The organism is Pseudonocardia sp. McavD-2-B (genome assembly GCF_024124365.1).
GTDB classification, from domain to species: Bacteria; Actinomycetota; Actinomycetes; order Mycobacteriales; family Pseudonocardiaceae; genus Pseudonocardia; species Pseudonocardia alni.
In genome coordinates, this window is record NZ_JAMXSG010000268.1 from 1 (window position 1) to 8,134 (window position 8,134).

Here is an 8,134-nt window from a genome sequence, read left to right on the forward strand (position 1 = left end):
CTGTCCGGCGGTCAGCTCCAGCGCGCCTCGGTGGCGCGGGCCCTGCTCGCCGGGCCCGCGGTACTGGTGGCCGACGAGGCCACCTCGGCGCTGGACGGCGGGCACCGCGCGCTGCTGCTCGCCGAGCTGCGGCGCGTCTGCCGCGAGGACGGCACCGCGGTGCTGCTGATCAGCCACGACCCGGTCGCCGTCGCGTCGGCGGACCGGGTCGTGACCCTCGTCGACGGCCGGGTGGCCGCGGCACCGCAGCCGGTCCCGGCCGGCTGAGCCGGAGCGCTCAGGCGCCCGCGTGCTCGCGCAGCAGCTGCGCGGTCTCCCGGGTGACCTCGGCGTGCAGCCGGCAGTGCTCGTGGTGGTCGGCGTGCGCGCCGCAGGCGGCCGAGCTGGCCTCGCAGGCGAGCGCGGCGGCCGACGCGGCGGCCTCGCCGACCGCCTTGTCCCCGGTCCGGCGGCCGAGCACGCTCGCGGCCGCGGTACAGAGGTCGGCGGCGTCGAGGGCGAGGAGCACCTCGGTCTCCATGCCGCCGGAGGCGACCATGGCCGAGGCGCAGGCGGTGCTCGCGCGGGCGGCGTCGTGCAGCTTCTCGACGACGGTGGCCGGGGTGCTGACGCCGGCGGCCTCGAGGACGTGGTGGCTCATGGGGATCTCCTGGTGTCCGGGGTGTGGGACCGGAGGGTTCCCGCATGGCGGTGGCCGCACTCACCTGATTGTCATCCTCGACGTCTGAACAATCCGTCATATGTCGCGTAGGGTCGGATCATGTCTGCGCTGTCCGCCGTCACCGTCTGCCGGGGATGCTGCTGCGGCTCCGGTCGCAAGCACCCGAGCCTGGACCGGCCCCACCACGACGGGCTGCTCGACCGGCTCACCCGGGGCATCGAGGGCCACGCGCGGCTGCGGACCAGCGAGTGCCTCGGCCCGTGCGCCGACTCCGACGTCGTCGTGGTCGGCCCCACTCCGGCCGCGCGACGGGCCGGTGCGCGGCCCGTGTGGCTGCGTGCGGTCCTGGACGCTGCGACGACCGACGCCGTCGCCGACTGGGTCCGCGCGGGCGGACCGGGTACGGCGCCCCGCCCGGCCGTCCTCGACGGGCACGTGTTCACGCCCGGCCTGCGCGCCTCGGACACCGGGCGGGCCGCCGGATGACCCCGCCCGAGCTGTCCCGGCGCCGGGTGCTGACCGGCGCGCTCGGCGTCGCCGCGCTCGCCCTCACCGGCTGCTCCGGCGGCGGGACGGGCGAGGAGCGGCTGCGGGTCGCCTTCGCGACCGGCGGCTCGCGCGAGTCGCTGGACCCGCACGTCCTGCCGCTCTACGTCGACCAGGCCCGGGCCAAGGCGTGCTTCGACACCCTCACCGGGTGGTCGCAGGACATGACCCCCGAGCCGCGGCTGGCCGAGTCCTGGGAGAGCGACGCGACCGGGCGGCGGTGGCGGATCCGGCTGCGCGCGGCCCGCTTCCACGACGGCTCCCCGCTCACCGCCGACGACGTGCTCGCCACCCTGGCCCGCATCACCGACCCGGCGACCACCGCGATCGCCGCGACCCTGTTCCGCGACCTCGACGAGGCCGCCTCGCGGGCGGTGTCGCCGAGCGAGGTCGAGCTGGTGCTGACCCGGCCGAACACGCTGTTCCCGCTGGCCTGGGGCGCGCCCGGTACCGAGATCGTCAAGGCCGGGACGACGTCGTTCGACCGTCCGAACGGGACCGGGCCGTTCCGGCTCGCGTCGTTCACCCCGGGCGGGTCCACCGTCTACACCGCGTCGGAGGACCACTGGGACGGCGCGCCCGGCGTACGTGAGCTGGAGTTCCTGCCCGTCGACGACGAGGCCGCCCGGATCGGCGCCCTGCTGTCCGGCCAGGTGCACTACGCCCACGACCTCACCCCCACCGGCGCCGCCCGGCTGGGGGGCGAGCAGCGCGCCTCGGCGCTGTCCGCGCCGGCCTCGGCGAGCCAGTTCCTGGTGATGCGGGTGGACCGGGCACCGTTCTCCGACCCGCGGTTGCGCGAGGCGGTGCGGCTGGGCATCGACCGCGAGGAGCTCGTGCGGGTCGTGCTGCTCGGGCGCGGCCGGGTCGGCGACGACATGTTCGGCCAGGGACTGCGCTACCACCCGGCGGGGGTGGGCCCGGTGGCGCGGGACGTCGCGCGGGCCCGCGCGCTCGTCACCGAGGCCGGGGCACAGGGGGCGGCGATCGAGCTGCAGACCAGCGGCGCCGACCCGACCTTCGACGCCGCCACCGCACTCGTCGCGCGCCAGCTCGGCGAGGTCGGGCTGCGGGTCACGGCACGGCCGCTGCCGTCGTCGGGCTACTTCCGGGCCATCCGGCAGCAGGGCGTGTTCTCCCAGAACAGCACCGGCTCGCTGCCGATCCCGGACTACATCGGACGCCGGATGCTGACCAGCACCCCGACCTACGACTTCACCGGCTACCGCAGCCCGGAGATCGACCGCCTCTACTACGCCGCCGTCGCCACCACCGACGACGCCGCGCGCACCGCCGCGTTCGCCCGGATCCTCGGTCTGCTGCGCGCCGAGTCGGGCGCCCTGGTGTGGGGTGTGCGGGACTGGAACGTCGGCGTGGCGGCCGGGCTCACCGGACTGGAGGCGGCCCGGCCGAACACGTTCGCCTGGGCGAACTTCGCGCGCGCCCGGCTCGGGTGATCAGCGGATCGCGACCAGGGTCCGCCGGTCGAAGGTCTGGGTGAGCGTCCCGACCTCGGCGAACCCGGCGCCGGACAGCGCCTGCTCCCAGGCCGGTAGCGACGACCCGCCGGTGACCCGGTCGGCGAAGCGGCGCTCCCGCTCGGCGAACCCGTCGGCCAGGGCGGGCTCGTCGGCGAGCGCGTCCCACCAGGTCCGGAAGTCCTCGCCGGTCGCCAGTCCCCGGTCGGTGCGCTCGACCCGCAGGGTCCGGGTCAGCTCGGCCAGGCGCGGCCGGGCGGGGTCGGCGAGCAGGGTGTCGACGTTCACGAACACCCCGCCGGGGCGCAGCACGGACGCGAGGCGCTGCGCGAGCCCGGGCAGCGCGTGCTCGGGCAGCCAGTGCAGGGCGGTGGCCGAGACGGCCGCGTCGAACGGCCCGCCGCCGACGGCGTCGGTCCACCCGGGACGCGAGAGGTCGGCGTCGACCCAGTGGACGCGCTCGCCGGTGGTCCGCCGGGCCAGCTCCAGCATGACCGGGTCGACGTCGACGCCGACCACCTCGGCCCCGGTCCAGCGCGCCGCCGCGCGGGCCGCGAACGACCCGGGCCCACAGGCGAGGTCGAGCAGCCGGGCGGGGGTGCCGGCGAGACGGTCGACGACGTCGAGCGCCAGGGCGAACAGCGCCTCCCGGTCGGGGATGTAGCGCTCCTGCTGGGCGTCCCACCGGCGCAGCCAGTGCTCGGCGTCGAGGTCCGTCCCGGTGGTCATCGCACTCTCCTGCACAACGGTGGCAACAGTGCGACCGACGGTATCCGCGCGGACCCGTCGAACGGAAGGGACCGCCGGGCCCGTGACCGGCGACGTTCACCGTGCGTGACTCGGCGGTCGTCGAAACCGGAACCGATAGGGGGGTCGATCGTGTCCGGACCCCAGATGTAGTGTCCGGAGCGCTGGTGGTTCACCGGTCCGCACGGGCCGGTGAGGCAAGAGGGAACCCGGTGGGAATCCGGGACTGCCCCGCAGCGGTGAACGGGAACGACCGCCGTCAACAGCACTGGGAGACCTCTCCCGGGAAGCGACGGCCAGTAGGAGCGTGCAGTGCGCCCGTGAGTCCGAAGACCTGCCGCCGGTGCGCGCGCCGACCGGCGCGCGCTGCTCCGGGGCCTCGTGGGACGGCGCCAGGGTGCGGTGGGCCGCCGACGACACGCCGACCCACCGCCTCCTCGTACCGCGCCCGCCCCGGAGGGACGGCGACTCGCGAGGAGAGAGCCCGTGACGGCTTCCACCGCTGCACCGGCAGCAGCACCACCGGCCCTGCGCGTCATCCGGCGCGACGGGTCCGAGACCGGGTTCGACGCCACGAAGATCTCGGTGGCGACGACCAAGGCGTTCCTGGCGGTCGAGGGGGACTCGGGCGCGGCGTCGTCGCGGCTGCACCACCTCGTGGCCGGACTGACCGACCAGGTCGTCGCGGCGCTGACCCGGCACCCGGCGCGCGCCGTGCACGTCGAGCAGATCCAGGACCAGGTCGAGCTGGCCCTGATGCGCGGAGGCCACCACAAGGTCGCCCGCTCCTACGTGCTCTACCGCGAGCAGCAGGCCCGGGCCCGCGCGCACGACGGCGGGGACACCGCCGCCGCGGACGCCCCGGTCGTGCATGTCACCCACCCCGACGGCAGCCGGGCCCCGCTGGACCGGGTCCGCGTCGCCGCGGTGCTCGACGAGGCCTGCGCCGGCGTCGAGGACGTGACCCCGGACAGGGTGCTCGCCGAGCTGGACCGCACCGTCTACGACGGCATCACCGCCGACGAGCTGGCCCAGGCCCTCGTCCTGGCCGCGCGCACGCTGGTCGAGCGCGAGCCCGCGTACTCCCTGGTGGCCTCGCGGCTGCTGCTGGACCGCCTGCGCGCCGAGGCCGTGTCGCACCTGTCAGGCTCCCGGGAGACCCCGGACCACGCGACGATGGCCGAGCGGTACGCGGCCTACACGAAGGACTACCTGCGCCACGCCATCGCGATCGGCCTGGTCGACCCCGAGCTCGCGACCTTCGACCTGGAGCGGGTCACCACCGCGATCCGCCCCGAGCGCGACCTGCAGATCGGCTTCCTCGGCCTGCAGACCCTCTACGACCGCTACTTCCTGCACGAGCGCGGCGTGCGCTTCGAGCTGCCGCAGGCGTTCTTCCTGCGGGTCGCGATGGGGCTGGCGGTCCGCGAGGTCGACCGCGAGGCGCGGGCGGTCGAGTTCTACGAGCTGCTGTCGAGCTTCGACTTCATGGCCTCGACCCCGACGCTGTTCAACTCGGGCACCACCCGCCCCCAGCTGTCGTCGTGCTTCCTCACCACCGTCGACGACGACCTGGAGTCGATCTTCGGCGGCTACCGCAACAACGCGCTGCTGGCGAAGTACTCCGGCGGGCTGGGCAACGACTGGACCCCGGTCCGGGGGCTCGGCGCGCACATCCGGGGCACGAACGGCGTCTCCCAGGGCGTGGTGCCGTTCCTCAAGATCGCCGGGGACACCGCCGTCGCGGTGAACCAGGGCGGCAAGCGCAAGGGCGCCGCGTGCGCCTACCTGGAGACGTGGCACGTCGACATCGAGGAGTTCCTCGACCTGCGCAAGAACACCGGCGACGACCGTCGCCGCACCCACGACATGAACACCGCCAACTGGGTGCCCGACGAGTTCCTGCGCCGCGTGCAGGCCGACGGCGAGTGGACCCTGTTCTCCCCGGACGAGGTCCCCGACCTGCACGACCTCTACGGCACCGCGTTCGCCGAGCGCTACCGCGCCTACGAGGCGGCCGCGGCGCGCGGTGAGGTGCGGGTGCACCGCACGGTGCGCGCGGTCGAGCTGTGGCGGCGGATGCTGACCATGCTGTTCGAGACCGGGCACCCGTGGATCACGTTCAAGGACCCGTGCAACCTGCGCAGCCCGCAGCAGCACGCGGGCGTGGTGCACTCGTCGAACCTGTGCACCGAGATCACCCTCAACACCCGCGCCGGCGACGAGGGCGAGGTCGCGGTCTGCAACCTCGGCTCGGTGAACCTGGCCGCGCACGTCACGCCGGACGGGCTCGACGCGGACAAGCTGCGCCGCACGGTGACCACCGCGGTGCGGATGCTCGACAACGTGGTGGACATCAACTTCTACACGATTCCCGAAGCCCGCCGGTCCAACCTGCGTCACCGCCCGGTCGGCCTGGGCATGATGGGCTTCTCCGACGCGCTGTTCACCCAGCGCATCGAGCCCGGCAGCGACGCGGCGGTGCAGTTCGCCGACCGCAGCGCGGAGGCGCTGTCGTTCCACGCGATCACCGCCTCGTCGGACCTGGCGGTCGAGCGCGGCCGCTACGCCAGCTTCGACGGGTCGCTGTGGAGCCGCGGGATCCTGCCGCCGGACTCGCTCGAGCTGCTGGCCGCGGCCCGCGGCGACGGCGAGCTCGACGTCGACCGGTCGTCCACGCTGGACTGGGCATCGCTGCGGGAGAAGGTCGTCGCACAAGGGATGCGCAACTCCAACGTCCTCGCGATCGCACCCACCGCGACGATCTCGAACATCTGCGGGGTCGGGCAGTCGATCGAGCCGATCCACCTCAACCTCTACGTGAAGTCGAACATGTCCGGCGACTTCACGGTGATCAACCCGCACCTGGTCCGCGACCTCAAGGACCGCGGGCTGTGGGACGAGGTGATGGTCGCCGACCTCAAGTACTTCGACGGGTCGCTGGCCGAGATCGACCGGGTCCCCGCCGACCTGAAGGAGCTCTACGCGACCGCGTTCGAGATCGAGCCGCGCTGGCTCGTGGCCGCCGCCTCGCGCCGGCAGAAGTGGCTGGACCAGGCGCAGTCGCTGAACCTCTACCTCGCCGCCCCCAGCGGCCGGGCGCTCGACGAGCTCTACCGCCTCGCCTGGCGCTCCGGGCTCAAGACCACCTACTACCTGCGCACCCGCGCGGCGACGTCGGTGGAGAAGTCCACCCTCACCGGCACCGACGGCCGGCTGACCGGCGTGCCGAGCACCCCGGCCGCCCCTGCCGCGTCGCCCGCGGCGGCCGTGCCCGCGGTCCCGGCGACCGCCGTGCCCGCCACAGCCGTGCCCGCCACCGCCCCCGACCTCGACCCGGGCGCCGCCTGCTCGGTCGACGACCCCGACTGCGAGGCCTGCCAGTGAGCACCGCGACCGCCTACCGTCGCACCGGCGCCGACACCAGCGGGCTCGGCGAGATCGCACGCGGCGCCGCCCCCGTCGCCGCCGACGACAAGCGCATGATCAACGCCCGCGCCGACGTCAATCAGCTCCTGCCGCTGAAGTACACCTGGGCCTGGGAGAAGTACCTGGCCGGCTGCGCCAACCACTGGATGCCGACCGAGGTCGCCATGCAGGCCGACATCGCGCTGTGGCGCTCCCCCGGCGGGCTCACCGACGACGAGCGCCTCATGCTCACCCGCAACCTCGGGTTCTTCGCCACCGCGGAGTCGCTGGTCGCGAACAACATCGTGCTCGCGGTGTACCGCCACCTCACCAACCCCGAGTGCCGGCAGTACCTGCTGCGGCAGTCGTTCGAGGAGGCCGTGCACACCCACACGTTCCAGTACGTGTGCGAGTCGCTCGGGCTCGACGAGGGGGCGCTGTTCAACGCGTACCGCGAGGTCCCCTCGATCACCGAGAAGGACGCCTGGGCGCTGCGCTGGACCCGGGCCCTGTCCGACCCGGACTTCCGGACCGGCACCCCGGAGAACGACCGCGCGTTCCTGCGTGACCTCGTCGCGTTCTACGTGGTGTTCGAGGGCATGTGGTTCTACACCGGGTTCGCGCAGATCCTCGCGCTCGGCCGGCGCAACAAGATGGTGGGCATCGCCGAGCAGTACCAGTACATCCTGCGGGACGAGTCGATCCACCTGAACTTCGGCATCGACTGCATCAACCAGATCAAGATCGAGAACCCGCACCTCTGGACGGCCGACTTCGCCGCAGAGATCCGGACGATGCTGCACGAGGCGTGTGAGCTGGAGGTCGCCTACGCCCGCGACACCATGCCCCGCGGGATGCTCGGGCTGACCGCCGAGTCCTGCGAGCGGTACCTGCGGTTCATCGCCGACCGGCGGGCCGAGCAGATCGGGCTCGCCCCGTTGTTCGGGGAGCCGGAGAACCCGTTCCCGTGGATGAGCGAGGCCATGGACCTGCGGAAGGAGAAGAACTTCTTCGAGACGCGGGTGACCGAGTACCGGACGGGTGGGTCGCTGGACTGGGACTGAGGGGGTGGGCCGGGCCGGGTGACCGGCCCGGCAGCACCTCCGGGCCGCTCGTCGCGATCGCCGACGTCCCGCTCGACCGAACCGGCCGCGGAGGTCTGAGGGCCGTCAGCCGGCGTTGCGGTCGCCGCTCGGGTCGAGGAGCCCGTCCGCGCCGGTCCGGCCGCGCCAGGCGTCGAGCACGGCCGGGTCAGCCCCACCGGCGACGGCGAGCACCCGCAATGCGACCGCCT

General features: G+C 73.8%; 7 protein-coding genes and 1 riboswitch. Of the genes, 5 read left to right on the forward strand and 2 right to left on the reverse strand.

Translation table 11 applies throughout. The features are described from left to right. On the forward strand, positions 1–267 hold a 267-nt coding region (locus NH602_RS25330; protein ID WP_253069100.1), incomplete at its 5' end, for an ATP-binding cassette domain-containing protein. A 10-nt stretch (positions 268–277) separates the two neighbouring features. Here NH602_RS25330 and NH602_RS25335 read toward each other — a convergent pair. Continuing rightward, positions 278–640: a hypothetical protein gene (locus tag NH602_RS25335; protein ID WP_073576628.1), complete on the reverse strand. Its 363-nt coding sequence runs from the start codon at positions 638–640 to the stop codon at positions 278–280. Between the two features lie 120 nt (positions 641–760). On the opposite strand from NH602_RS25335, the gene NH602_RS25340 reads away from it, so the two are divergent. Both NH602_RS25340 and NH602_RS25345 read left to right on the forward strand, forming a co-directional pair. Then, complete coding sequence (locus NH602_RS25340) at positions 761–1,147, forward strand: hypothetical protein (protein ID WP_253069101.1); 387 nt, start codon at positions 761–763, stop codon at positions 1,145–1,147. After that, on the forward strand, positions 1,144–2,664 hold the full coding sequence (locus NH602_RS25345) for an ABC transporter substrate-binding protein (protein WP_253069102.1): 1,521 nt from the start codon (positions 1,144–1,146) through the stop codon (positions 2,662–2,664). Before NH602_RS25340 ends, NH602_RS25345 begins: the two co-directional genes overlap by 4 nt. Here the strand turns inward: NH602_RS25345 and NH602_RS25350 are convergent, their stop codons facing one another. Then, positions 2,665–3,414: a trans-aconitate 2-methyltransferase gene (locus tag NH602_RS25350; RefSeq protein WP_253069103.1), complete on the reverse strand. Its 750-nt coding sequence runs from the start codon at positions 3,412–3,414 to the stop codon at positions 2,665–2,667. Positions 3,415–3,583: 169 nt separating this feature from the next. After that, positions 3,584–3,789, forward strand: a riboswitch (cobalamin riboswitch). A 129-nt stretch (positions 3,790–3,918) separates the two neighbouring features. On the opposite strand from NH602_RS25350, the gene NH602_RS25355 reads away from it, so the two are divergent. Both NH602_RS25355 and NH602_RS25360 read left to right on the forward strand, forming a co-directional pair. Beyond that, positions 3,919–6,819 carry a ribonucleoside-diphosphate reductase subunit alpha gene (locus NH602_RS25355; protein WP_253069104.1) on the forward strand — a complete coding sequence of 967 codons (2,901 nt, stop codon included), beginning with the start codon at positions 3,919–3,921 and terminating at the stop codon, positions 6,817–6,819. After that, positions 6,816–7,904, forward strand: coding sequence for a ribonucleotide-diphosphate reductase subunit beta (locus NH602_RS25360; protein ID WP_179761727.1), 1,089 nt, complete (start codon positions 6,816–6,818; stop codon positions 7,902–7,904). The genes NH602_RS25355 and NH602_RS25360 overlap by 4 nt, the downstream gene beginning before the upstream one ends. Positions 7,905–8,134 lie beyond the last annotated feature (230 nt).